Below are 22,077 nucleotides of genomic sequence, written 5' to 3'. Positions count from 1 at the left end.
AACGGGGACTTATCATGATATCGCGTCTCGTCGCCTCGACCATGCTTGCCGGTGCCGTCGCATTGGCTTTTCCTGCTTCCGCAGAAGAAAAAGCTTTTCTCGCTACACTCAAAGCCCATGCCATCCTGCCCGCGAACACCATCATCGCTGCGCCGGACGATGCGGCTGAACATCTGAAGACATCGGGCAAGTTCACCACCGCCGACCGCAAGCGTGCTGAGGGCATCGGCACTGTTGAAGGCAAGGACGGCGTGCGCAAGACCGGCCTGTCTGTGCCGTTCGACGGCCAGCCGGTGCAGGGCTTTTCCGGCATCAAGACCATGGAAGACGGCAGTTTCTGGTCACTGTCCGACAATGGCTTCGGCTCCAAGCTCAATTCGCCGGATGCCATGCTGATGCTGCACAATGTCAAGTTCGACTGGGACAAGGGAACGGTCGAGCGCGTGAAGACCGTGTTCCTCAGCGATCCGGACAAGAAGGCTCCGTTTCCCATCGTTATGGAAGGCGCTGAAAAGCGCTATCTGACTGGCGCCGACTTCGATGTGGAATCCATCCAGCCGGTTGCGGATGGCTTCTGGGTCGGCGAGGAATTCGGGCCCTTCCTGTTGAAATTCGACATGGACGGCAAGCTGACCGACGTTATTCCGACGGTTGTCGGTGAGACGGAAGTGGTGTCGCCTGATAATCCGAAACTCGCTCTGCCCGCCAATCCGAGCCTCAAGCTGCCGTCCTACAATCTGAAGCGCTCGGGGGGCTTCGAGGGGCTGGCCATGTCGAAGGACGGCTCGAAGCTTTATGGTCTTCTGGAAGGACCGCTTTTCGTCGATGGTGCGCCGGAAAAGACCGAAAGCGGCAAGACGGGCTTGCGCATTATCGAATTCAGCGTTGCCGACAAGAAGTGGACGGGCCGTTCCTGGCTCTATCCGCTGGCGGAAGGTGGTGAAGCCATTGGTGATTTCAACATGCTGGATGAAACCACGGCGCTGGTCATCGAGCGTGACAACGGCGTCGGCACGGCAGACAAGGCCTGCGCCGATCCGAAGAAGCCGCAGGCCGATTGCTTTGATGTGCCGTCGAAGGTGAAGCGTATCTACAAGATCGCTTTCGACGACAGCAATGTCGGCAAGGAAGTGCGCAAGATCGGCTATATCGACCTGCTCGCCATTGCCGACCCGAAAAACAAGCGCCGTCAGGGTGGACATGAAGGCATTTACGATATGCCGTTCCTGACCATCGAGAATGTGGATCGGGTGGACGACACGCATATCGTGGTCGGCAACGACAACAATCTGCCCTTCTCGGCTGGCCGTTTCATCGACAAGGTCGATGACAATGAATTCGTCCTGCTGGAAGTGGGTGAGTTCCTGAAGGCCGAATAAGCCGTCTTCAATGAAGACGCGGAGAAAGCCCTGGATATCGGGCGTTTGACGTGACAGGTTGGCGGCTTGCCCTTGCATCGGCAGGCCGCCATTGATCTTACTTGGTCGTATAGCCACCATTGACGAGAACGGTCTGCCCAGTCATCCACCAGCCGTCCGAAACCATGAAGCGGATATAGGGAACAATGTCCTCGATATCGGTAAGGCCGGTTTTGGAAAACTTCGAGAGTGCTGCTGCAGTCCGGTGATAGGCCACCGCGTCCTCGCCTTCTGCCGGATAGAAGAATGACGTGTCCATCGGGCCGGGACCGATTGCGGTTACCGAGATGCCGCGTTCGCCGAATTCCTTGGAAGCCGCGCGCGTGAAATGCTCTACCGGGGCCTTGGTGCCTGCATAGGCTGCATAGAACGGCGTGTAGGCGCCGAGCAGCGAGGTTACCAGTGTACAAATCTTGCCGTTGTCGTTGACATGTTTCCCTGCTTCTTTCAGGAAGAAGAAGGCTGACTTGGAATTCACAGCAGTCATTTCGTCATATTCGGCTTCCGAAACTTCAATGATCGGCTTCTTCAAGACCTTGCCCACCGTGTTGATGGCAATATCGGGACGCCCAATAGCGGCATTCGTATCTGCGAACAGTTTCTCCATCGCACCGGCAGTGGTGAGATCGGCCTGGAAGGAAACCGCTTCTGCGCCGGCGGCCCTCACGGCAGCTACTGTGGCGTCCGCATCCGCTTTGGACGATGCGCTGTTATAATGAATTGCGATTGCCTTTGCCCCGTGTTCCGCAAGATCGCGCGCGATCAGTCCGCCGAGATTCTTGGCGCCACCGGCGATGATAACGGTTCTGCCCTTGATGCTGTGGTCTGTCATGGCTTCCACCTTCTTTTCCGACGCGACTGCGCCATGCAGCCGCTTTCAAGTCGGAAGAGTATCGTCTAGAATGGCATTATAAAGACGGTCATTCTGACAACACCTGTCAGATTTGATGGACAATGGAAGCAGGATTACCTTGGATCGCATCGACCTCTTTCGTGTCTTCGCCCGTGTCGTCGAATGTTCGAGTTTTACACGCGCTGCCGATACGCTCGGCGTGCCGCGCTCCTCCGTTTCGGCGGCTGTTATCGAGCTGGAGGGACGCCTCGGGGCGAGGCTCCTCCACCGGACCACCAGAAGCGTGTCGACGACGCAGGATGGCGCTGCCTTCTATGAACGCTGCCTGAGTCTGATTGCTGATATGGAAGAAGCCGAAAACCTGTTTCGGAGTACCGCTACGCCCTCCGGCACGTTGCGGATCGATGTTCCCGGTCGCATCGGACGCCTGATCATTGCGCCAGCCTTGCCCGAGTTTCTGGATGCCTACCCGGAAATCGATATACATCTCGGGGTGGCTGATCGCGCCGTCAATCTTGTCGAAGAGAGTGTCGATTGCGTTCTGCGCGTAGGACCATTGACCGATTCCGGGCTGATCGCCCGATCGCTTGGAGAGCTTCCGTTGATTAACGTTGCGAGCCCGGCATATCTGGAGCGGTACGGTATTCCTGAAACGCCTTATGATCTTTCCGCGCATTGGGCCGTCAACTATGCCTCGCCGTCGAGTGGGCGCGTCGAGCCTTGGGAATGGGTTGAAGCCGACGTAATGCGATCCGTTCCAGTGCGCAGTCGCGTCACCGTCAACAGTGCCGAAGCCTATATCGCCTGTTGCCTTGCTGGCCTCGGCCTCATTCAGATTCCAGCCTATGATGTCAAACGCCACCTGGAAGCTGGCGAACTGATTGAGGTAATGACCAATATGCGCGCCGAGCCGATGCGAATGACGTTTCTATATTCACACCGCCAGCATCTTTCCCGTCGTCTTCAGGTCTTTGCCGACTGGCTTGAAAAACTGCTGAAGCGGGAACTGCATTTAAAGGGGGAGCCGCATTGACGAACGCAGTTTTGGGTGCACCAGCCCGTTTTCGGAAAGCGCCCTGAAGGGGGCATAGCCGCGGCGAAATCCGCGGCTTTTTTCTCTCTGTGCATGGTGACAAGCCCGGCGTGGAAGTTTTGCTTCGGCGCAGCTATGGTGCGGCAGCAAAGCGATGGAGAAAACCGTTGAAGATTTTTATTTTCGGCAGTGTGAATGTGGATGTCAGCGCCCGGATGGCCACGCTGCCGCGGCCGGGGCAGACCGTGAATGCATCGGGCTATGGTATTGGCCTCGGTGGCAAGGGTGCCAATCAGGCGGTTGCGGTCGCCAAGCTGGGCGGTGACATTCGCTTCGTCGGAGCCGTCGGCAACGATGCCTTCGGCGAACTGGCCTTGAAGCAGATGCAGGAATTTGGCCTCAACACCGGAAGCGTGCGCGTGATTGACGGCGTCGATACGGGCATCGCGATCATTCAGGTTGAGGAAGCCGGACAGAACACGATTGCAGTCTGTGCTGGCGCCAATGCGCGCTGGTCGGCTGCCGACATCGATGCCTATGCCGCAGACATTGCCAAGGCGAAGATTACGCTGTTGCAGCGCGAAGTTCCGCATGAAGCCAATCTGGCCGTCGCAAAAGCAGCGCGTGCGGCAGGTGGCAGTGTGTTGCTTGATCCGGCGCCGGTCGGCGATGCAAGCCGCATGGCGGACCTGATTGCGCTCAGCGACATCATCTCTCCCAACGAGACTGAGGCTGCTGAAATTACCGGTATCGAGCCGACCGATCTTGCTTCGGCGGAAGCCGCCGCGCGCAATCTTCTGGAGCGCGGGCCGAAGACGGTCATCGTCAAGCTTGGGAGCCGTGGTGCATTGCTGGTGACGGCAGACGAGGTGAAGCACTTCGCGCCGTTCAAGGTTCAGGTGGTGGATACGGTTGCCGCTGGTGACAGTTTCAATGGTGGTTTCGCGGTCGCGTTCTCACAGGGCCAGTCCTTGCATGATTGCGTGCGGTATGGTTCGGCAGCAGGCGCGATCGCGGTCACAAGAGCGGGTGCGGGAGCGGCTGCACCGACCGCCGAGGAAGTGGCGGCACTTCTGCAAATTAAGGCAGAATGAAGATCCGGGGCATTTTGCGCCAGTTTCGCTCATTGTGAGCAGAAAACTGCGCAAAAACCTCTTGTCAAACATGGCCAAGAAGCCGCGAGAATAAGACGATCGCGGCTTTTTTGTGGCAAAAATGTGGTTTATCGCATGATCCCGAAAAGTGGACTCCGTCTGTGCGGAGAAATCAGTTCACTGGACTGATTTCTTATTCCCGCTACGATCGGATAAGATCATGCTCAGAAAAAATCAGAGCGTTGCGAGACGTTCGGTCAGCAGGCTGAAGAAGCCGTCTGCATCCACATCCTTGATGAAGAGCGCGTTCTTCGATCGGTCGGTCACTTCCCACCAGTCGACGACTGTTTCGCCGATCGTCAGTTCCGAATTGATCTCGATTTCCACATTGCATTCGCGTCCGGAATAGAGTTCCGGCTTGATGAGATAGGCGATGACGTTCGGGTCGTGCAGCGGGCCGCCATCGGTGCCGTACTTGGCTTCGTCATAGCGCTCGAAGAATTCGAGCCATGCGGCGACTACTTCGCCAACATGGGTGCCGATGCCGCGAATGGCGGCGATGCGCTTCTCGGTGGTGAGAACCTTGTGTGTCACATCGAGCGGCATCATGGTGATCTTGATGCCGGATTTGAACACGACCGCAGCGGCGTGCGGATCGACATAGATGTTGAATTCCGCCGATGGCGTGATGTTGCCACCCTCGAAATAGCCGCCACCCATCAGCACGATTTCCTTGATGCGTTCGGCGATCTTCGGCTCGCGGATCAGTGCGGATGCGATGTTGGTCAGCGGTCCGAGCGGGCAGAGCGTGACCGTGCCGGGCTCTTCCTTCATCAGCGTTTCGATGATGAAATCAACGCCATGTTGCGTCTGAAGCGGCATAGTCGGGGTAGGCAGGTCGTAGCCATCGAGACCGGTTTTGCCATGGACGTTTTCGGCCGTCACGAGCGGGCGCACCAGAGGACGAATGGAACCGGCGAATACTTTTGTGCCGGGCTTTTTCGCTACTTCGCAGACCGTGCGCGCGTTGATTTCGGTGCGCGCCAGCGGGCCGTTGCCTGCAACGGCGGTGATGCCGAGAATGTCGAGCTCCGGGCTTGCCAGGGCCAGAAGAATGGCGACGGCATCGTCCTGACCGGGATCGGTATCGATAATGATTTTACGGGCCATAATGGGGTCTTTCTACAAATTAAACTGCGTTGCGCGCTGCACTGACCGTCTGGTCGACAAGTGCGTCGAAGGAGATTTTCGCCGGACGGCGCATATAGGTGACGATGTCGTCGGCAAGAAGCGGCTTCGACCACCGTTCAGCGATGATGCCGGAGCCGCGCTGGATGGCGATCATGCTCAGAATCTGCGCGGCATTGCAGTCCACGTCGTGGCCGATGCCGCAGACGATTTCAAGCGTGTGGTCGAAGTCGCCTTCGCCGAACCACAGCGCAATCACCTGTGCGGCTGCGTTCGGATAGACGTGAATCCAGTTATATTCGGCATATTCCGCATCGCATTTCGCCCATGCGTCCTGCCAGTTGCCGACAGAACGGCAGGCATCGAGTGCGAAGTCCAGAACCGCACCATATTCGGTTTCGGTCGGGAAAAGCGCTGCCGTCGAGACCAGCAATTCGCGCGTGTCGCTGACAGCAAAGGCGCGCGCTGCCATGACAGCATTGAAGACTTCGCCCAAAATGCCGTTTCCGGCATGGGAGATTTCCGCGTCCATCCATGCGAGGCGGGCAGCTTCGCGGGCGCGCCCCGGCACAACCATGCCGCAGATTGTGCCACGCATCTGCGCGCCGATCCATTCATCGAACGGATTGTCGGACGTGCCGGTTTCGGGCGCGGTGAGGCCGCGCCGGATATTCGAAAGCGCGATTGCCTCTGCCGACCAGCCAAGGGGGATCAGCGACGTCCAGCGCTCGGCAATGTCGGCGCTGGTCACAGCAGACCCCTTGTCGCCAAAGGCTTCGAGAAATGCGATCTCGAAGGTGATGTCATCATTATAGGTGTTGGGCTCGCGCACATAATCACGGATCGGTCCGAAAACTTGCCTGATGTTTTCCGCCGTGTAGCCTTCAAGCGCCGTGCCAGCCGCAGCTCCGACAAGCTGCGCCATCCAGGCGGCAGCGGTGCGGTCGCGGAAATCATCGGACTGGACGGCATAGAGCACATCGTCAGGCCATTGAACGGCGGCGTCGAATTCGTCCCACGATCCGTAACGCACAGTCTTTTGCGACGGATGGTTCGGATCGGGTTGTGCCGCGCGCATCAGGACACGCAGGCGCATGTCGATGCGATACAGTGTTTCAAAGTCACCGCGCTCAAGTGCGGTCAGCCCGTCGCGAAGAAGTTCCTCATAAGGGGCAAGAACGAAGCCCTTGTTTTCCAGCGATTGCAGCGCACCGGCCATCAGGCATTCGGGTGCTGCCGATCCCGGCACATTGCTTTTCCAGAACATGGCCATGAGATCGTCCTGCGCCTTCATGACGGCGCTTGCATCCCAGGTCTGTTCTTCCGCTGTGCGCACCACCGGTTTCGTGTCGCGCAGCAGATCGCGGGTCAATTCCCAAGCTTTCATTTCATGCTCATTTCAAGATTCTGGTCAAGATTCTGGTCAAATTTCGGATATGCATTTCAGGAGTTTTTCAGTTGCTTTGCGCGCCGCTGACGGCGCGCCGCGTGGATCGTCAGCACGACGACCGGGACGAGATAAGGGATCATCTGCATCAGTTCGAACGGCAATCCGAGGCTCTGAAGCGTGATGGCGAAAGATTCCGCCGCCGCAAGAACCAGGCTCGCCACAAGCGTGCCCCATGCTGTGCCCTGTCCCATGACTTCCGCTGCAATGGCAATGAAACCGCGACCCGCAGTCATGTTCTGGGCGAACCAGGTAACATAACCGAGCGACAGATAGGCACCGGCAGCACCGCCGAAGAGACCGGACAGGACGAGCGCCATCATCTGCACCCGGCCTGTATGGATACCGGCGGCACGCGCCGATTTGGGATCAACGCCGGTGGCGCGCAGATGCAGGCCGAAGCGCGTACGCATCATCAGAAGGCTGACTGCCGGGACGGCGAGAAGGGCTGCAAAGGTCAATATGTGGATATTGCCGATGAAAGGCACGGGGAGGCTTGGTAGCGCGCCGCTTTTCAACGCGCCCGACATCCCCTTGTCGCCCGTTGCAAGAAAAAGCCCGAGCGTCGTTGCTGCCGCAGCGGCGATGTTGAGCGCGATGCCGGTCATGATGAGATCGGTGCCCAGCCGGTTGACCGAAAGCGACATCAGCCAGCCGAGAGCCGCACCTGTGATGAGCGCCGCTAGCAGGCCGACAGCCGGACTTCCGGTGGCGGCGCTCGCCAGAACGGCAATGAGTGCTGCCGACAGCATCATGCCTTCCATGCCGATGTTGAGGACGCCTGCGCGGTCGGAAATCATCACGCCGAGTGCTGCCAGCAACAACGGTGTCGCCACGCGCAGTATGGTGCCGATGAAGGATGGATCGAGGATTTGCGCGAGAACCATGCTCATGGTTGTACTCCGGCCTGCACTACCGCTTGTTCTCCTTCGCGATTGCGAAGGTTGCGGATTAGCCGCAATACGGTCGGATGATTGTGAATGACGCTTGCCGTCGCACCCACCATGATGGCGGCGGTCACAAGCCCCACCACTTCGGTCGGGATGTTCATGTTGCGCGCCAGTAGATCGCCGCCGATCTGCACGAAGCCAAGGAAGAGAGCCGAGGGAATAAGCAGGAACGGATTTTCGCGCGCCAGGATGGCGACGACGAGGCCAGTCCAGCCATAGCCGGGCAGATCGAGCCAGGCAAAGCGGGCATGAAGGCCGAGCACTTCCAGCGCACCGGCCATGCCTGCCACCAGCCCGCCGACAATCTGGGCACGCATGATGATGCCTTTCAGCGGCAGGCCGAGATGATTGGCAAAGCCCGGACTGGAGCCTGCGATACGGATATTGAGACCAGACCGCGTCCAGTAAAGCCAGATGCCGCCAGCGATACAGGCCAGAATGGCGATGATCGAACCGCTGTTGAGACGCGTGCCGGCGAGCAGACGGTCAAGTTTGGCATCCGTCGGAATCTTGAGCGACATCATCCCGCCCGCAGCCGGGTCACGGATGACATAGTTGAGGACGAACAGGCCAAGAAACAGGAAGGCATAGTTCAGGACGAGCGACGTCACCATTTCCGATGCGCCGAAACGCAGCCGCAGCGCTGCCGGGATGGTGCAGGCGAAACTGCCCGCAACCGCGCCGCAGAGGATCGCTACCGGCAGCGAAAACCAACCGAGCGAAGGGAGCAGGACAGCACCCGCCACAGCGCCGAGCGCGCCGAGGAAGAAGCCGCTTTCCGCGCCCAGATTGAACAGGCCGGAGCGGAACATGATGGTGATCGCAAGGCCGGTCAGCATGATGGGCGTTGCCGCTTCCACCACATTGCCCATATGGCGAATGCTGCCGAATGGTCCGAGGAAAAAAGTCTTGAGAACCCCGGCGGGATTGTCCTGCATCAGCGCCAGCGGCACCAGAAGCACGGCCATGATGACTGCGATGACAAGCACGGTCAGCAAGAATGGAATGAGATAGGAAATCAGTCTGCGCATTACGCTGCAACTCTCTGCTTGAGCATGATCTCATCCAAAAACTGCGTTACACTTTTTGGGATCATGCTCGTGTCCCCAGCATATAAGGTCCAAGGACAGCCGGTGTGATGTCTGGTCCGTTTTCCAGAACGGCGACGATGCGTCCATTGAAGAGAACGACGATGCGGTCGCTGAGGCGCAGCAATTCATCGAGATCGGCGCTGACCAGCAGTACGGCGCAGCCGCCCTGCGCCACTTCGTCGATGCGGCGGTGCAGGAAGGCTGCCGCCGAAACGTCGATGCCGCGTGTTGGCTGGTCGGCGATCAGGAATTTCGGATTGGTGGCAAGTTCGCGTGCCGCGATGAGCTTTTGCGCATTGCCGCCGGAAAGGGAATCGAGCCGTTCGGTGATTGCGCCTGCGCGCACCGAATATTGCTTTATCATTCCGCTGACACGGGCCTTGATCGCGCTCCAGCGCAGGAATGGTCCCCAGAAAATCTGCTTGTCGGCGGTAATCGATCCAGTTCCGGCTATCGCGTTTTCGGCGAGAGACAGGCCGGGTGCGCCACCTTGCGAAAAGCGGTCGGCTGGCAGATAGCCAAGACCTTGTCTGCGCCAGCTCGCCGTGTCAGCGCGCAGCATATCCTCACCGTTGAGGCTGATCGTGCCGCTGGCCGCTTCAGCAAGACCGGAAAGCACCGATACGAGGCCGCGCTGGCCGCTGCCATCGACACCGGCGACGCCGACGATTTCGCCTGCGCCAACGGTCAGGTTCACATCCTTGATGCGGTCTGCCGGATCGGCTGCTTTGGTCGTGACACCCTTCATGTCGAGAACGGTTTTCATCGCGTCATGCTTGTGGGCGCGTTGCGGAATGTCGACCGCATGGCCCATGACCATCTGCATGATGGCATCGTCCGGCACGTCGGCAAGCTTTTCCGTGCCAGCAACAGCACCGGCGCGCAATACGGTCACGCTTTCGGCCAGTTCGCGCACTTCGTTCAGCTTGTGGGAAATGAAGAGGATGGTAATGCCTTCATCGCGCAGCGACTTCAGCTTGCGCATGAGTTCCTCGATCTCCGGCGGAGAGAGAACGGCGGTCGGCTCATCGAGGATCAGGAGCCTCGTGCGGCGCGCCAGCGCTTTGAGGATTTCAACCTTCTGCTGGGCGGCGACGGAAAGCGCGCCTGTGATCGCTTCGGGGTCGGCGTGCAGATCATATTGCTGCATCAGCGCTTCGACCATTTTGCGCGCGCTCACACGGTCGATCAGCCCGGCCTTCACCGGTTCATGACCAAGAATGATATTTTCAGTGACCGTCAGGGTAGGCACCAGCGAGAAATGCTGGTGCACCATGCCGATGCCTTGTGCCGCGGCATCTTCCGGCGACCAGGATGCAATATGCTGTCCATCGACAATGATTTCGCCTGCCGTGGCATTTTCGATGCCGAACAGGATTTTCATGAGCGTTGATTTGCCCGCACCGTTTTCGCCGCAAATGGCGTGGATGGAGCCTGCGCGGATCGAAAATGACACGTCGCGAAGCGCCTGCGTGCCGTTCGGATAGACCTTGCTCACATCGCGGAAGGCAACGATTGGGCGGAAGGCGACGATAGCATCGCCGCCTTCGATATTTTCAGCTTGTTTTTCCACGATCAGGGACGAACCTTGTTGCGGATCGCATTGAGATCCTCGGTGCTCATGCCGAATGCGGTCGGAACCGTGATCTTGCCTTCGGAAATCTCGTCGGAAGCCTTCTTGATGGCGTCCTTCATTTCCTGGGTAGCCATGGAAGCCATGTTGCCATCCTGCACGATGCCGACAGCGCCTTCCTTAAGGCCGAGTGCTTCCGCCTTGCCGAACGGCAGGTCGCCTGCCTTGAAGCGTTCATAGGCTTGCAGAAGGCTGACATCGACATTCTTCAGAACGGAGCTGACAACCTGCTTGGCAATGGCCGGATCGCTGTCCTTGAAGATCGCTTCCTGATCGGAATCGACGCCCAGAACATATTTGCCGGTTTCCTTGGCAGCCGAAAGCTGGCCGAGGCCGGTCTGCGAGGCGACGACGAAGCCGAGCGACACGTCGGAACGATATTGCGCGAGACCGAGTTCCTTGCCCTTTGCGGCATCCATGAAGGACCCGGCATAGGAAATCGCGATCTTGGCATCAGGCATCACGGACTGCGCACCGGCAATATAGCCGACGAGGAAGTCGTTGATGACGGGAATGTCCATGCCGCCGAGGAAGCCGAGATTTTTGCCGGTATCGCCGAGCTTGCCTTCCTTCAGGAGCGAAGCCGCCAGCATGCCGCCGAGATAGGAACCTTCGTTCTGCTTGTACTGGATGGAATAGACATTGTCGTAGCCGCCTTCTTCATAAGGCACGCTCGCATCGTAGAGGACATATTTCTTGTCGGGATATTGCTGGGCAACCGAACCGACGGTTTCCGACATCTGGTAGGTGCCGCCGATGATGAGGTCCCAGTCCTGTTCGGACGCATCGAGGAACACCGGCTCCCATTTGGTCGGATCGTCGCCGATTTCGAGAATCTTGGTCTCGACGTCGTCGCCATACTTGTCCTTGATCATCTTCATGCCCTTGGCGGCGCTGTCGAAGAACGACTTGTCGCCGAGCGCGCCATTGATGATGAGCAGGATCTTGTCCTGGGCCTGCGCCGCCGTGGTGGCGAATGTGCCCATCGCCGTCGATGCGGCAAGGGCAAAGGCCAGGTGGATTATTCCCCGTCTGGTGGATTTGATCACAACAGAACTCCAATACTGTAGCGTTATAGAGATGGATTTTCTGCTTTGGATAATTTGCCTCCGCCCACAGAACCCCCCATACCTGAAGAGCGATCAAACGCTGACGGCGTGTGTGAGTCAATCGCCAAACTTTTTGCCCGCTGTGGACAAAGCAAGTCTGTTGCGTGGAATGCGGTTGGTACGGATCTTATTTTACAGAAACGTGGGATCTGCGCCAACTATTGGCTTCATCGCATTATCCGACGCATCGACGTTTCACGCTTTTGCCGGAAAGCCGCTTACGCATTGCCTGCCGATATTGTAGCTTGCCCGCAAATCATCCGGGCAAATCGATGGAACGGGGCAAGCGTGAGAAAAGCGGCAGTATTCGCATTCCTTGGAATTCTGGTGGCGGCACCTGCACTTGCAGAAGACAACTGGAAAGCTGTCGAGGAAATCAAGACCTACGCCATTACCGGGAAAACCGGTCCCGAACTTTATGAATCCATCGGCGAGCGCGGCCCGAAGATCGGCGGCGGCAAAACCCGCGTCATCGCCCATACCAGTTATGTGCTGACCTGGGACCGGCAGTTTGACCGCTCCAACAATGCCTGCACGATCCTGTCGGCCACGCCGAAGCTGAAGATCACCTATACGCTGCCGAAGCCCTCGCAGAAATTGGCCTCCCCGGTGAAAGAGCATTGGGAGACCTTCTCAGAAGGCATCCGCAAGCACGAGCTTGTGCATGGCGACCATGCCAAGGACATGACACGCGAGATCGTGCGCCGGACCGTTGGCCTGTCGGTTCCAAACGACCCGAAATGCCAGAAAATCCGCAAGGTGCTCATCAAGGAAATCACCGATATGGTGGACGTCCAGCGTGCTCAGGGCCGCGCCTTCGACAAGGTCGAGATGGGCAATGGCGGCAATGTCCAGCAGCTTGTTCTGGCACTGGTGAACGGCGGCTGATTTTCTCCAATAGCCTGCGCTCCGCACAGAAACCTGCTATTTTGAACCAGATGGAACATTCCTGATATTGATGGAATGAAAGCCTTTCATGCGCCTGTTTGAACAGAAGCGATTGACTTCCTAACCAGTTAGTACATTTTAGGGGGATGGCGCAGCCGACCGATGCGATTCAGTTCTAAAGTGGGATGGACTGAGGAGGAACGGATTGCAGCTCGCGATGAGGCATTGCGGAGAGCCGGAATGGTTTTCTGACGCGCCTTTCATTGCGATGGTCGGCCCGGAAACGGTCAAAGACTGTGGGGAAAGCGAAGTTTCACTTCGGATGCAGGGCGCATCCTATCGGTGATGCGGCATCGCTTTCACCCGAAACCCGAAAAGGGGCAGCAGTCTGCAAGCGATGCGCCGAGGAGGCCGGGAGGAGGAACCGTGAAAGGTCTAGTCGATTTCTATTTTACCGCGGCGCGGTTCGCCATTGCCTGCCTTCTGGGCTGCATGGTGGTGCTCGTGTTCGGCAATGTGGTGCTGCGCTATGCCTTCAATCAGGGCATAACCGTTTCAGAAGAGCTGTCGCGCATCTTCTTCATCTGGCTCACCTTTCTTGGCGCAGTGGTTGCCATGCGCGACCATGCGCATCTGGGCGTGGATTCTCTGGTGCGCCGCCTGTCACCTGCGGGCGCGCGCATTGCGCTGGTCGCTGGCCATATCATGATGTTTGGCGCGACATGGCTCGTTCTTTCGGGAAGCTGGACGCAGACGCTTATCAATATTCCGACTCTGGCCCCGGCGACGGGTATGTCGATGGGCTGGTTTTACGGCGCAGGACTGGCCTTTGCCGTCCCTGCACTCCTGATCATTGCGTGGAACGGCTTCGGCATCGCAACCGGTCGGATCGACGTTGCCAAAACGCATTTCGTGACGGACAGCGAGGAGCATGTCACGCCCGTCCCGACCGATGAAGATCGTAAATAGGGCGCGCCGACCATGACCTTGCTCATCTTTCTTGCCGCCCTTCTGGTTCCAATGGCGCTCGGCGTCCCGGTTGCTTTTGCGCTCATCATCAGCGGTGCGGCGCTGATGATGTATATGGATCTGTTCGACGCCCAGATCGTGGCGCAGAACGTGCTGAACGGCGCCGACAGTTTTCCGCTGATGGCCGTTCCCTTTTTCCTGCTTGCCGGGGAAATCATGAATGCGGGCGGCCTGTCGCGTCGCATCGTCAATCTGGCGCTGGTCATGGTGGGGCATGTGCGCGGCGGTCTCGGTTTCGTCGCCATTTTTGCGGCCTGTGTGATTGCAAGCCTTTCGGGTTCGGCGGTCGCCGATGCGGCAGCGCTCGGCGCATTGCTGTTTCCGATGATGCGCAATGCCGGGCACGAGCCGGGCCGCGCTGCCGGGCTGATCGCCTCGGCATCGATCATCGCACCGATCATCCCGCCATCCATCGGTTTCATCCTGTTTGGCGTGGTCGGCGGCGTTTCGATCACCAAGCTGTTTCTGGCGGGGATTTTCCCCGGCCTGATGATTGCCGTCGCGCTGTGCGTGACCTGGTTCATCCTTGCGCGTCGCGAACAGTTCGAACTGCCGAAAAAGGCCGAACCCGGTGCAAAGATGCGGGCTTTCCTCGACAGTATCTGGGCCCTGATGCTGCCGGTCATCATCATTGTCGGCCTTCGCTTCGGTGTTTTCACGCCGACGGAAGCGGGCGTGGTTGCCGCTGTCTATTCGCTGTTTGTCGCAACCGTGATCTATCGGGAATTACCGCTTTCAAGGCTCTATCCGGCCATGGTCGATGCGGCGAAGACGACGGCTGTCGTGATGTTCCTCGTTGCCAGCGCCAGCGTTTCGGCCTGGATGATTACGGTTGCCGATGTGCCGGGTGAACTGGCTGAACTGGTGCGGCCTTTGATGGACAACCAGACGCTGTTGCTGCTTGCCATCATGCTCATGGTTGTGCTCGTCGGCATGGCCATGGACATGACCCCGACGATCCTGATCCTGACGCCGGTGCTGATGCCGATCATCAAGGAAGCGGGTATTGATCCGGTCTATTTCGGCGTGCTGTTCATCATCAATAATTCCATCGGCCTCATCACCCCGCCTGTCGGCACGGTGCTGAATGTGGTGTGCGGCGTCGCGCGCCTGCCGTTCGAAAAAGTGATGACGGGCGTGATGCCGTTCCTGATCGCGCAGCTGGTGGTGCTTTTCCTGATGGTACTGTTCCCGCAACTGGTGACGGTGCCGATGAACTGGTTCTATTAAATTGGAGCATGTCTCCCGAAAGTGGAAACCGGTTTCGGGATCGAGACATGCGTAAAACAAAGACAGAATTTTTGAGTGGGAGGAAGACATGAAGAAATTATTGAAGACGATGGCGCTGGGAATGGTGCTGCCGCTGGCCCTGATGACCACCACGGCCATGGCTGAAATCCGTTCGCAGACGATCAAGTTTGCGGCCGCCAACAGCAAGGGCCATCCGCAGGTCACGGGCATGGAGAAATTTGCCGAGCTGGTGAAGGAAAAGAGCGGCGGGCAGATCAATGTGAAACTGTTCCCCGGTGGTGTTCTGGGCAGTGATCCGCAGACGCTTTCCGGCTTGCAGGGTGGCGTCGTGGAAATGACGGTGATGAATGCGGGCATCCTGTCCAGCACCGTCAAGGCATTCGAAGCGGTCGATCTGCCATTCCTGTTCAATAGCGGCGAGGAAGCCGACAAGGTCATGGATGGCCCCTTCGGCACCAATCTGATGAAGCGCCTGCCCGATACGGGGCTGGTCGGGCTTGCCTATTGGGAGCTGGGTTTCCGCAACCTGACCAATAATCGCCATCCGGTTGCGAAACTGGAGGATATTGCCGGACTGAAGATCCGCACCCTGCAATCGCCGGTTCCCGTTGCCCTGTTCAATGCGCTCGGCGCCAATGCGGTGCCGCTGCCCTATACCGAACTTTATACGGCGCTTGAAACCGGCACGGTCGACGGGCAGGAAAATCCCAACGCCAACATTATCAATGCCAAATTCTATGAAGTGCAGAAATATCTGACGCTGACCCGCCACCAGTACAATCCGCAGATCGTCATGATCAGCAAGAAGTTCTGGGACCGCCTCAACGATGAGGAAAAGGCGGTGATCGAACAGGCAGCGGTCGAGGCGCGGGACTATCAGCGCAAGGTTTCGCGTGAGCAGGACGCGACGGCGCTCGACGAGATCAAGAAGACCGGAATGCAGGTTACCGAACTGACGCCGGAAGAAACCGCGCGCCTGCGCGATGCGGTAAAGCCGATCATCGAAAAGTTTACCGCCGAAATCGGTGCGGAAACGGTTGATGAACTCTTTGCCGAATTGAAGAAGGTGCGCGGCGGGAATTAAGCCGGTATGGCTCTATATCCGGGCCGAGACCAAAGAAGATGGTTCCGGGCAGGTCTGCCCGGTTCTGAGCGGAAAACTCCGGCCCGGCCGGAGGAAGGAGCGTGACATGAAGACTTCGATAGCAACCGTCTCCATCAGCGGCGATCTCCAGCAGAAACTGGGGGCCATCGCCAAAGCCGGTTTCGACGGGGTGGAGATTTTCGAAAACGATTTTCTCACCTTTGACGAAAGCCCGCGTCAGGTGGGCCAGATGGCGCGCGACCTTGGTCTGGAGATCACGCTTTTCCAGCCATTCCGTGATTTTGAAGGCATGCCGGAACCGTTGCGCAGCCGCACTTTCGACCGGGCGGAACGCAAGTTCGACCTGATGCAGGAACTGGGCACCGATCTCGTTCTGGTCTGCTCCAACGTGTCGCCAGCCGCCATTGGCGGCATCGACCGCGCGGCGGATGATTTCCGCGAGCTTGGCGAAAGGGCGGCGCGGCGCAATCTGCGTGTTGGTTATGAGGCGCTCGCCTGGGGTCGCCATATCAGCGACCACCGCGATGCATGGGAGATCGTGCGCCGCGCCGATCATCCCAATGTGGGCCTTATCCTCGACAGTTTTCATACGCTGGCGCGCAAGATCGACGTGAATTCGATCCGTTCCATTCCGAAGGACAAGCTTTTCATCATCCAGATGGCCGATGCGCCGCTGATCGACATGGATCTGCTTTACTGGAGCCGCCATTATCGCAACATGCCGGGCGAGGGCGACCTGCCGGTGCTGGATTTCATGCGTGCGGTGGCTGCGACCGGTTATGACGGCTATTTCTCGCTCGAAATCTTCAACGATCAGTTCCGTGGCGGATCACCAGCCACCATCGCTGCCGACGGACGCCGTTCGCTGGTCTATCTTGGCGATCAGGTTCGCCGGGTCGAGCCGGACAACAAGCTGACGGTTGCTGCCATGCCGCCCCGCGCAAAGGCGCATCGTGTGGGCTTTGTCGAGTTCGCCACCCATGCCGATGATGCCGAACGGCTGGTTTCCGCTGTCGGCGCGCTGGGCTTCAAGCTCGCTGGCAGGCATCGCACGAAAGACGTGGCGCTCTACCGGCAGGGCGACATCAACCTCGTCATCAATACGGATACGCGTGGCTTTGCCAGCTCGGCCTATGCCGTTCATGGCACTGCTGCCTATGCCATGGGGCTTGTCGTGGACGATGCGGCTGAAGCCCATGCCCGCGCGCTTGCCATGGGCGCGGAAAGTTTTGAGCAACCGCTCGATCCGGGCGAAATCGGTATGCCTGCCATTCGTGGTGTCGGCGGCGGGCTGGTCTATTTCCTCGATGAGAAGACCGATCTCGGCCGTATCTTTGATATCGAGTTCGAGCCGGTTGCAGGCAATGAAACCGGTGCCAGTGTCGGCCTCACCCATATCGATCATGTTGCCCAGACGATGAAGTTCGATGAGCTTCTGACCTGGCTGCTCTTCTATACCTCGCTCACGGAATCGCGGAAATCGCCCATGGTCGATATCGTCGATCCGGGCGGCGTCGTGCGCAGTCAGGTGGTGGAAAACGACGAGGGAACGCTGCGCATCACGCTCAACGGAGCGGAAAATCGCCGGACGCTGGCGGGTCGCTTCATTGCTGAAACCTTCGGGTCGGGCATCCAGCATCTGGCTTTTGCGACGGACGATATCTTTGCGACGGCTGCGGCCTTGCGCGACAACGGGTTCCACACGCTGGAAATCTCGCCGAATTATTATGACGATCTGGAAGCGCGACTTGGTCTCGATCCGGAATTCACCGACCGGCTCAAGGCCGCGAACGTGCTTTATGATCGCGACGAGAGCGGAGAATATTTCCAGCTCTACAGCCCGACCGACGATCAGGGCTTCTTTTTCGAAGTCGTGCAGAGGCGAGGCTACAAGGGATATGGGGCAGCCAATGCGATCTTCCGCATTGCGGCGCTGCGACGCTACATGCGTCCGGCGGGCATGCCAAAAAGTGCCGCAGCACTCTGAACGCTGAAGGGGGAGGACTATGGCAAAGGCACTCGCCAAGGCGCAGTCGCGCAAGAACGATCCTGACGCAACGCGCGAGAACATTCTCGACATTGCGGCGCGGGAGTTCGTGGCATCGGGGTTTTCCGGCGCGCGCGTGGATGAAATCGCGGCGCAGACCCGCACGTCCAAGCGCATGATCTACTACTATTTCGGCAGCAAGGACGGGCTTTATCTTGCCGTGCTGGAACGGGCCTACGGCAAGATACGCACGCTTGAAAGCTCGCTGTCTCTTGACGATCAGGACCCGGAATCCGCCATGCGCAGTCTGGTGGAAAGCACTTTCGACCATGACGATGCCAATCCGGATTTCGTGCGGCTCGTCGCTGTGGAAAATATTCACCGCGCCGAACATATGGAGCGCTCCGATGTTCTGTCGCGCCAGAATGTAACCATTCTGGAGACGATTGAGAAAATTCTGGAGCGCGGGCGCGAGCAGGGCATCTTTCAACGGCGCATTTCCGCGCTGGACCTCCATATGCTGATTAGCGCGCAGTGCTTTTTTCGTGTGTCCAACAGACATACGTTCGGCGCGATCTTCGGCACCGACCTGATGGCATCCGACGTGAAGGCGCGGCATCGCCGCCTGATCAGCGACACGATCATAGCCCTTTTGAAAAGCCCGGAATAACGAGGACCGGCGTGTCGTCCGATCTTGCGGAGATGAGAATTGATAAGTGAAGTGACCAAACGTCGTGTGCATGTGGGTCTGATCGGCGCAAATATTCAGCGTTCACTCTCGCCTGCTATGCATATGCGGGAAGGCGAAGCCGCAGGGCTCGCCTATCGCTACGACATTATCGACATTGCCGAGAACGGGCGTTCAGCCAGCGATCTGCCGGCTCTTGTCGCAGAGGCCGAAGCTGAAGGATTTGCGGGGCTCAATATCACGCACCCATGCAAGCAGGCTGCGGTGGCGCTGGTCGATGAACTTTCGCCCCATGCCTTGGCCCTGCAATCGATCAACACGGTGGTGTTCTCCGATGGAAGACGCATTGGTCACAACACCGACTGGTGGGGCTATGCGGAAGGATTTCGCCGCGGCTTGCCGGGAGTATCATTAGAACGTGTCGTGCTGCTCGGTGCAGGCGGGGCAGGTGTGGCCGTCGCCTATGCGCTGGCGGAAATGGGCGCGCGAGAGGTCCATATCTTCGACCTCGATGCCGCAAAGGTCGATGCGGTAATCGGCAAGCTTGTCTCGGTGCAGCCGCAATGCAGTTTCATTGCCGGGGTTGATCTGGCGGAAACACTGGCAGGCGCGTCCGGGCTGGTCCACGCAACGCCGACGGGAATGGATGCGCATCCGGGTCTGCCGCTTGCGCCTCAACTGGTTCAGCCGCATCTCTGGGTTTCGGATATCGTCTATTTTCCCTTGCAGACGGCGCTCGTACGGCTTGCCGGGGAACGCGGCTGTCGCGTGCTTGACGGGGGCGGTATGGCCGTGTTTCAGGCGGTCGGCGCGTTCGAACTCTTCAGTGGTATCAAGGCTGATCCGGACCGGATGCTCGCCCATTTTGCGCAATTGCAGGCGCGAAACTAGCCTGTTCTCAGTTTGTCAGCTCAAAAGGCGCGTCGGTTTCCGGCGCGCTTTTTTCTATTCAGAAGTGCCTCGGAATTGATGACGCATCGTTTCAAGATCGTTTATTAAAAATATTCAGATTGTTGACAATATTTCAGTTGCGTGTTTAGCTTAATATATTCTTTCCCCGCCAAATGAGGGAAAGGTAAAGCTAAGTAAGGGGAACTAAAATGATCAATAGACGCGCAGTTGTTAAGACTGCGGCGCTAGGCGCCGTTTCTATATTTGCGCTCATGTCTGCATCGGCCTCCCAGGCTGCGGACAAGGAGCTGAAGATCGGTTTCGTCGGTGTCACCAGCGGCCCTGCTGCATCCTGGGGCACATCCAATGTTCGTTCGATGCAGGTTCGTGCCGATTGGCTCAACGAGCAGGGCGGCGTAAAGATCGGCGACGATACCTACAAGATCAAAGTCGTCACCTTCGACGACCAGAAAGACCCGAAGCGCGCCATCGCTGGCATGGAAAAGATGGCCCAGGAAGGCGTCCATTACGTGGTCGGCCCGAATGTCGATGACGGTGCCGCCGCCGTCCGCCCGGTCGCGGAAGCCAAGGGCATCATCTATTTTCCTTATTCCTTCCCGAAAGAACTTTATACGCCGCCAGCATCCAACGCTGTTCTTGGCATGATCGCCAATTACCAGTCCGGCCCAGCGATCTATAAATATCTGAAAGAAAACAAGGGGATCAAGACAGTTGCCTTCGTGGCGGCCAATGAATCCGATCCGCTCAGCCAGCGCGATAGCGGTATTGAGGCTGCCAAGGCGCTCGGTCTTGAAGTCGTATCGACCAACGATGCCTATCAGAACGACACGCGTGACTTCACGCCGGTCCTGACGCCGATCGTCATGCAGAAGCCGGACTTGCTGGTTCTCTCGGGCGTTGCACCGGGCAATGCGCCGCTTTTGATCCGCGCCGCGCGCGAGCTTGGCTATCAGGGCTTCATTTCCACTGAAACTGCACAGGACGCCAAGGTTCTGGAAGAAGGTGCGGGCGAACTCGCCAACGGCTTCATCTCGGTGGGCGGTGCATCCACGCCGGAAATTGCATCCGACGTGATGAAGGAATTCGTCGATCGCTATACCAAGGCTTACGGCGAATATAACGACGAGTCCAACACCAAGGTCTATGCACTGGAATATATCGTGGAAACGCTGAAGGCCAATCCGGCGGCGGTCGATAATGTCGAGGAATTCAAGAAGACGATGGACACGTTCTCTGCGCCCAATCCTTTCGTCAAGGGTGACGGCGACGGTTCCAAGCTGACCTACGTTGGCACCTCGTCCTTCACGCAGAAGCGGCAGATCGGCATTCCGATGGTTGTGACGGAATATAAAGACGGCAAGTTTGAAACGCTTTTCGTCGGCCAGGTCGATTAATTTCCAGACCATTAATCAGCCCGAAGCGGAGGAGGGGGACTTCTGCTTCGGGCCTCCCAATTGTCAGGAATGTCACGAAGTCCTGGGCCTGCCTTGCAGCATGCCCGGTGCTTCGCACGAGGGAGTCTGCTTTCATGGAACAAGTGATAGCCAATGGGCTATATCTGGGTGCGCAATATGCACTGATCGCGTTGGGACTGACGCTGATCTTCGCGCTCATGAACGTCCTCAACTTTGCGCACGGCCAGATGTATGTGCTGGGCGGTTTCGTCACCTATACGGTTTACGGGCAGCTCGGCCTGCCGTTTGTTGTTGCTCTTCTGGCCTCCGCCGTCACATTGATGATCGTCGGTGCGCTGATCGAAAAATTTCTCTTCAGACCCGTCATCAAGCGAAGTCTGCGCGACGAAAGCACAATGCTTCTTGCTGCCGCAGTCGCTTTTTTCCTTGATGCGGTGATCCTGCTTCTGTTCGGTGAAAAGCAGCGCGGCGTGCCGAAGATCGTCAATGGGGTCTTCGTGTCCGACTGGTTGATAATGCCATATGACCGCATCCTGATCGGCGTGCTCGCCGTGGTTTTCATCGCAGCCTTTGTTCTTTTTATGCAGTACACAAAACCCGGTCGCGCGATGCGCGCGCTCGCCCAGGACCGCGTGGCCGCGCAGTTGATGGGCGTGAATGTCGACCGTTATTCCATGATAGGCTTCGCGCTGGGGGCAATGCTTGCTGGGCTGGTCGGTGGATTGCTGGTCGCCATTACCGGTGTCAATTCCGGTATCGGCGGTGCCATATCCATCAAGGCTTTCATGATGGTGATGATCGGCGGTGCAGGCGTCGTCAGCGGCGCCATTGCCGGTGGCTTCATCCTCGGCATGATGGAATCCGTCGGCCTGACGGTGCTGCGCTCCTATGGCGACATCACTTATCTCGTCATCTTCGCTGCATTGATGGTGTTCCTGAGCATCCGTCCGAACGGGCTCATGGGTAAGCCGTGGGGTTGAGGGGGC

At 58.1% G+C, this 22,077-nt stretch carries 19 protein-coding genes; 12 read left to right on the top strand and 7 right to left on the bottom strand.

Going from position 1 to position 22,077, the window contains the following annotated elements:
- Positions 1-14 precede the first annotated feature (14 nt).
- Positions 15-1,379 carry an esterase-like activity of phytase family protein gene (locus F9K94_RS06710; RefSeq protein ID WP_151644403.1) on the top strand — a complete coding sequence of 455 codons (1,365 nt, stop codon included), beginning with the start codon at positions 15-17 and terminating at the stop codon, positions 1,377-1,379.
- A gap of 97 nt (positions 1,380-1,476) precedes the next feature.
- Here F9K94_RS06710 and F9K94_RS06705 read toward each other — a convergent pair whose 3' ends face one another.
- The gene (locus F9K94_RS06705) at positions 1,477-2,250 is read right to left on the bottom strand and encodes an SDR family oxidoreductase (RefSeq protein WP_151644401.1); all 774 of its coding nucleotides are present in this window, start codon (positions 2,248-2,250) and stop codon (positions 1,477-1,479) included.
- Between the two features lie 139 nt (positions 2,251-2,389).
- On the opposite strand from F9K94_RS06705, the gene F9K94_RS06700 reads away from it, so the two are divergent.
- The gene (locus F9K94_RS06700) at positions 2,390-3,304 is read left to right on the top strand and encodes a LysR family transcriptional regulator (RefSeq protein ID WP_151644399.1); all 915 of its coding nucleotides are present in this window, start codon (positions 2,390-2,392) and stop codon (positions 3,302-3,304) included.
- Between the two features lie 215 nt (positions 3,305-3,519).
- The gene (gene rbsK / locus F9K94_RS06695; RefSeq protein ID WP_235920605.1) at positions 3,520-4,398 is read left to right on the top strand and encodes a ribokinase; all 879 of its coding nucleotides are present in this window, start codon (positions 3,520-3,522) and stop codon (positions 4,396-4,398) included.
- 234 nt (positions 4,399-4,632) lie between these two features.
- Here the strand turns inward: rbsK and F9K94_RS06690 are convergent, their stop codons facing one another.
- The 6 genes from F9K94_RS06690 to F9K94_RS06665 all read right to left on the bottom strand — a co-directional run bounded on the left by F9K94_RS06690 (position 4,633) and on the right by F9K94_RS06665 (position 11,756).
- Positions 4,633-5,568, bottom strand: a complete 936-nt coding sequence (locus F9K94_RS06690) for a nucleoside hydrolase (protein ID WP_151644395.1) — start codon at positions 5,566-5,568, stop codon at positions 4,633-4,635.
- A gap of 19 nt (positions 5,569-5,587) precedes the next feature.
- Positions 5,588-6,973: an ADP-ribosylglycohydrolase family protein gene (locus F9K94_RS06685; protein WP_151644393.1), complete on the bottom strand. Its 1,386-nt coding sequence runs from the start codon at positions 6,971-6,973 to the stop codon at positions 5,588-5,590.
- Between the two features lie 56 nt (positions 6,974-7,029).
- On the bottom strand, positions 7,030-7,926 hold the full coding sequence (locus tag F9K94_RS06680; RefSeq protein ID WP_012093707.1) for an ABC transporter permease: 897 nt from the start codon (positions 7,924-7,926) through the stop codon (positions 7,030-7,032).
- Positions 7,923-9,014, bottom strand: a complete 1,092-nt coding sequence (locus tag F9K94_RS06675) for an ABC transporter permease (RefSeq protein WP_061347525.1) — start codon at positions 9,012-9,014, stop codon at positions 7,923-7,925. Before F9K94_RS06675 ends, F9K94_RS06680 begins: the two co-directional genes overlap by 4 nt.
- Before the next feature lie 61 nt (positions 9,015-9,075).
- Positions 9,076-10,647 carry an ABC transporter ATP-binding protein gene (locus F9K94_RS06670; RefSeq protein WP_061347526.1) on the bottom strand — a complete coding sequence of 524 codons (1,572 nt, stop codon included), beginning with the start codon at positions 10,645-10,647 and terminating at the stop codon, positions 9,076-9,078.
- A gap of 2 nt (positions 10,648-10,649) precedes the next feature.
- Positions 10,650-11,756 carry a BMP family ABC transporter substrate-binding protein gene (locus F9K94_RS06665; protein WP_061347527.1) on the bottom strand — a complete coding sequence of 369 codons (1,107 nt, stop codon included), beginning with the start codon at positions 11,754-11,756 and terminating at the stop codon, positions 10,650-10,652.
- A 348-nt stretch (positions 11,757-12,104) separates the two neighbouring features.
- Here F9K94_RS06665 and F9K94_RS06660 point away from each other — a divergent pair, with 348 nt between their 5' ends.
- The 9 genes from F9K94_RS06660 to F9K94_RS06620 all read left to right on the top strand — a co-directional run bounded on the left by F9K94_RS06660 (position 12,105) and on the right by F9K94_RS06620 (position 22,071).
- A complete protein-coding gene (locus F9K94_RS06660; RefSeq protein ID WP_151644391.1) occupies positions 12,105-12,704 on the top strand; it encodes a DUF922 domain-containing Zn-dependent protease in 600 nt (199 codons plus the stop codon).
- 426 nt (positions 12,705-13,130) lie between these two features.
- The gene (locus tag F9K94_RS06655; RefSeq protein ID WP_061347529.1) at positions 13,131-13,673 is read left to right on the top strand and encodes a TRAP transporter small permease; all 543 of its coding nucleotides are present in this window, start codon (positions 13,131-13,133) and stop codon (positions 13,671-13,673) included.
- A 12-nt stretch (positions 13,674-13,685) separates the two neighbouring features.
- Complete coding sequence (locus tag F9K94_RS06650; protein WP_151644389.1) at positions 13,686-14,963, top strand: TRAP transporter large permease subunit; 1,278 nt, start codon at positions 13,686-13,688, stop codon at positions 14,961-14,963.
- A gap of 88 nt (positions 14,964-15,051) precedes the next feature.
- The gene (locus F9K94_RS06645; protein ID WP_109988244.1) at positions 15,052-16,068 is read left to right on the top strand and encodes a TRAP transporter substrate-binding protein; all 1,017 of its coding nucleotides are present in this window, start codon (positions 15,052-15,054) and stop codon (positions 16,066-16,068) included.
- 106 nt (positions 16,069-16,174) lie between these two features.
- Entirely contained in the window at positions 16,175-18,076 is a 1,902-nt protein-coding gene (locus F9K94_RS06640) for a bifunctional sugar phosphate isomerase/epimerase/4-hydroxyphenylpyruvate dioxygenase family protein (RefSeq protein WP_151644387.1), read from the top strand.
- 19 nt (positions 18,077-18,095) lie between these two features.
- Positions 18,096-18,746, top strand: coding sequence for a TetR/AcrR family transcriptional regulator (locus F9K94_RS06635; RefSeq protein ID WP_151644385.1), 651 nt, complete (start codon positions 18,096-18,098; stop codon positions 18,744-18,746).
- A 42-nt stretch (positions 18,747-18,788) separates the two neighbouring features.
- A complete protein-coding gene (locus tag F9K94_RS06630) occupies positions 18,789-19,655 on the top strand; it encodes a shikimate dehydrogenase (RefSeq protein ID WP_407922038.1) in 867 nt (288 codons plus the stop codon).
- Positions 19,656-19,864: 209 nt separating this feature from the next.
- Positions 19,865-21,070 (top strand): ABC transporter substrate-binding protein, encoded by a 1,206-nt coding sequence (locus tag F9K94_RS06625; RefSeq protein ID WP_151644381.1) that lies wholly within the window; start codon positions 19,865-19,867, stop codon positions 21,068-21,070.
- Positions 21,071-21,204: 134 nt separating this feature from the next.
- The gene (locus tag F9K94_RS06620; protein WP_061347536.1) at positions 21,205-22,071 is read left to right on the top strand and encodes a branched-chain amino acid ABC transporter permease; all 867 of its coding nucleotides are present in this window, start codon (positions 21,205-21,207) and stop codon (positions 22,069-22,071) included.
- Positions 22,072-22,077: the final 6 nt, after the last annotated feature.

The organism is Brucella tritici (assembly GCF_008932285.1).
In the GTDB taxonomy this organism is placed as follows: domain Bacteria; phylum Pseudomonadota; class Alphaproteobacteria; order Rhizobiales; family Rhizobiaceae; genus Brucella; species Brucella tritici.
This window is presented reverse-complemented; position numbering and strand designations above follow the sequence as displayed.

What these genes read in the sequence shown, in the direction of transcription:
- F9K94_RS06650 (WP_151644389.1), top strand. Translation starts at nt 13,686, where the DNA reads ATGACCTTGCTCATCTTTCTTGCCGCCCTTCTGGTTCCAATGGCGCTC.
- F9K94_RS06635 (WP_151644385.1), top strand. Translation starts at nt 18,096, where the DNA reads ATGGCAAAGGCACTCGCCAAGGCGCAGTCGCGCAAGAACGATCCTGAC.
- F9K94_RS06685 (WP_151644393.1), bottom strand. Translation starts at nt 6,973, where the DNA reads ATGAAAGCTTGGGAATTGACCCGCGATCTGCTGCGCGACACGAAACCG.
- F9K94_RS06705 (WP_151644401.1), bottom strand. Translation starts at nt 2,250, where the DNA reads ATGACAGACCACAGCATCAAGGGCAGAACCGTTATCATCGCCGGTGGC.
- F9K94_RS06640 (WP_151644387.1), top strand. Translation starts at nt 16,175, where the DNA reads ATGAAGACTTCGATAGCAACCGTCTCCATCAGCGGCGATCTCCAGCAG.
- F9K94_RS06710 (WP_151644403.1), top strand. Translation starts at nt 15, where the DNA reads ATGATATCGCGTCTCGTCGCCTCGACCATGCTTGCCGGTGCCGTCGCA.
- F9K94_RS06690 (WP_151644395.1), bottom strand. Translation starts at nt 5,568, where the DNA reads ATGGCCCGTAAAATCATTATCGATACCGATCCCGGTCAGGACGATGCC.
- F9K94_RS06675 (WP_061347525.1), bottom strand. Translation starts at nt 9,014, where the DNA reads ATGCGCAGACTGATTTCCTATCTCATTCCATTCTTGCTGACCGTGCTT.
- F9K94_RS06620 (WP_061347536.1), top strand. Translation starts at nt 21,205, where the DNA reads ATGGAACAAGTGATAGCCAATGGGCTATATCTGGGTGCGCAATATGCA.
- F9K94_RS06680 (WP_012093707.1), bottom strand. Translation starts at nt 7,926, where the DNA reads ATGAGCATGGTTCTCGCGCAAATCCTCGATCCATCCTTCATCGGCACC.
- F9K94_RS06645 (WP_109988244.1), top strand. Translation starts at nt 15,052, where the DNA reads ATGAAGAAATTATTGAAGACGATGGCGCTGGGAATGGTGCTGCCGCTG.
- rbsK (WP_235920605.1), top strand. Translation starts at nt 3,520, where the DNA reads ATGGCCACGCTGCCGCGGCCGGGGCAGACCGTGAATGCATCGGGCTAT.
- F9K94_RS06625 (WP_151644381.1), top strand. Translation starts at nt 19,865, where the DNA reads ATGATCAATAGACGCGCAGTTGTTAAGACTGCGGCGCTAGGCGCCGTT.